The organism is Mesorhizobium sp. P5_C1 (assembly GCF_054049815.1).
The window spans coordinates 1-2,435 of record NZ_JBFULQ010000697.1 but is presented as its reverse complement, the minus strand read 5'-3'; the positions used below and the strand labels follow the sequence as shown (position 1 = coordinate 2,435).

Annotated in this window: 2 protein-coding genes; one reads left to right on the top strand and one right to left on the bottom strand. The window is 59.8% G+C overall.

The features are described 5' to 3' along the window. Window positions 1-103 precede the first annotated feature (103 nt). On the bottom strand, window positions 104-1,159 hold the full coding sequence (locus tag ACXJ7R_RS30050; protein ID WP_457154995.1) for an aldo/keto reductase: 1,056 nt from the start codon (window positions 1,157-1,159) through the stop codon (window positions 104-106). A 201-nt stretch (window positions 1,160-1,360) separates the two neighbouring features. Here ACXJ7R_RS30050 and ACXJ7R_RS30045 point away from each other — a divergent pair. Continuing rightward, a partial coding sequence (locus tag ACXJ7R_RS30045) for an NAD(P)/FAD-dependent oxidoreductase (protein ID WP_457154994.1) occupies window positions 1,361-2,435 on the top strand: 1,075 nt, incomplete at its 3' end.

Here is a 2,435-nt window from a genome sequence, read left to right as displayed (position 1 = left end):
CTCAAGGGGAGGCAGTTCCGCGATCGTTGTTTCTAAGGTCATCCCCGTTTGGGCGATTTGTGTGTCACGACGCTGCTCGAGGGGCGCCGCTAACAGAGTTCGACTAATTCATGTGCGGGGCGTGCGCTGTCATGTCCGCCTCGCTCAGCCTGTCGCTCGCTGTACCCAACTGGTGCCAGTAGGGGTAGATGATCGGCGGCACACTAACCTCATCCAGACGTTTCCGCTCCTCCGCGGTCAGGTTCAGGTCGGCTGCTGCCAGGTTGTCTTTGAACTGCGCTTCCGTCCGTCCACCGATGATGACTGAGGTGATTGCCTTTCGTCCTATTAGCCAAGCAAGCGCCACCTGCGCGGCCGAAACGCCGCGGCTTTCCGCAATTGAAACCAACGTATCGACGATGTTCCACAGTCGATTTTCGTCGCGGATCGGCGGTTCCGTCCAGCCGGCGAACTGGCGCGTGCCCTCAGGCGCGGCTTGGTTTCGCCGATGCTTGCCAGAGAGCAGACCGCCTGCGAGCGGGCTCCASAGAAGCACACCAAGGCCTTGGTCTACGGCAATCGGAAGCAGCTCATATTCGGCCTCACGCGCTTCCAGCGTGTAGTGGATCTGCTGGCTGACGAAGCGCTGGCGCTTGTCTTTCTCGCTCACGCCGAGAGCCTTCATGATGTGCCAGCCGGAAAAGTTCGAGCAGCCGATATAGCGAACCTTGCCATCCCGAACGAGCGTGTCGAGCGCCTCCATCGTTTCTTCGAGGGGCGTCTGTCCGTCCCATTCGTGGAGTTGGTACAAGTCGATGACATCGGTCTTCAAGCGCCTGAGGCTTGCCTCGCAGGCAGCGATCAGGTGCTGGCGAGACGAGCCGACATCGTTGGGGCCGTTGCCCATGCGGAAACGCGCCTTGGTGGCAAGCAGCACGCCGTCCTTGCGCTTGCCGCCGAGGATGTCGCCAACTATCTCTTCGGACTTGCCATCGGAATAGACGTCGGCGGTGTCGATGAGATTGACGCCGGCATCCAGGCAAAGATCGACCAGCCGTCTGGCTTCGGAGACGCCGAGGTCGCCGACTGTCCTTGCCCAGCCTACCCCGCCGAAGGTCATCGTACCCACTGTGACGGTCGAAATCTTGAGGCCCGAACGGCCAAGCAGACGATATTCCATAATTTCCTCCCAAGAATTGAAACAGGCGGTCGCCGGCGGCACGCTGCACGTCGCGATCCTACGGCTCACGTGATGGCCGCTCGGCTCTCCCCGTTTCTATAGCAATGAATTACGCCGTTGACAATCCAAACGATTGTATAAATAATACAACCGATTGGATAGTGCTGCCGATATTTTTGAGAAACGCGGCAAAGGAGTGATATGCCTGGTCCCTATGTCGTCCCGGTTGCCAGTGACGAGAAAATTCCGCCGCGCGTGGATGTGGTCGTAATTGGCGGCGGCATTGTCGGTGCTTCAACCGCGTTGGAACTCGCGGAGCGTGGCCATTCGGTGGCCCTCTGCGAAAAGGGAGGTATCGCCTGCGAGCAGTCGAGCCGGAACTGGGGGTGGGTGCGCCTTTCTCGCCGGGATATCCGCGAGATGCCGCTCATGATCGAGGCCAAGAAAATCTGGAATGGCCTCGTCGAGCGCACTGGCCGCGAGACGGGGTACCGCCAGACGGGCATCGTCTTCACCGCCCCTTCGGAAGGCGATCAGGCCCAAAATGCGGTGTATCGTGATCAGCTTCAAAGTTTTCAGGTGTCTTCCAATCTTCTGTCTGCGAGGGAACTGAAGGACAAATACCCTGAGCTTGACCTGCCGCTTCATGGCGCCTTGTCAACGCCCAGCGATGGACGCGCTGAACCGCAATTGGCCGGACCGGCCATCGCATTGGCCGCCCGCGATCGAGGGGCGAATATTCTGGTCGAATGCGCCGTTCGAGGTCTGGAGCTTTCGGCCGGTCGGGTGTCTGGTGTCGTCACCGAGCATGGACCGATCGCCTGCGATTCCGTGGTGCTGGCCGGTGGTGCCTGGAGTAATTTCTTCGCCCGCCGCTACGGTATCGATATTCCGCAGCTTAATGTCACTGCTTCTGTGCTGCGGACCAACCCCTTGGAAGGGGGGCCGGAAGAGGCGATGTGGTGCGAAGACTTCGCGCTGCGAAAGCGCCTGGACGGTGGCTACACGATTGCCTCAGGCCACGAAAACGTAGTGGATATCGTGCCGCGCTCTTTCAAGTACATGTTCCGGTATCTGCCTGCGCTTCGGTCGGATTGGAAGTCCCTGAACTTCCGGATTTCGGGCCAGTTCTTCAAGGACATGTCGGATGCCAAGCAGCGGCCACTGGATGAAGCCAGTGCGTTCGAATACACGCGCGTCCTCGATCCAGTGCCTTCGAAGAAGCTCTCCGACGGCGCTCTCAAGGCGCTTGCCAGGCACTGGCCGGTCTTCAGTC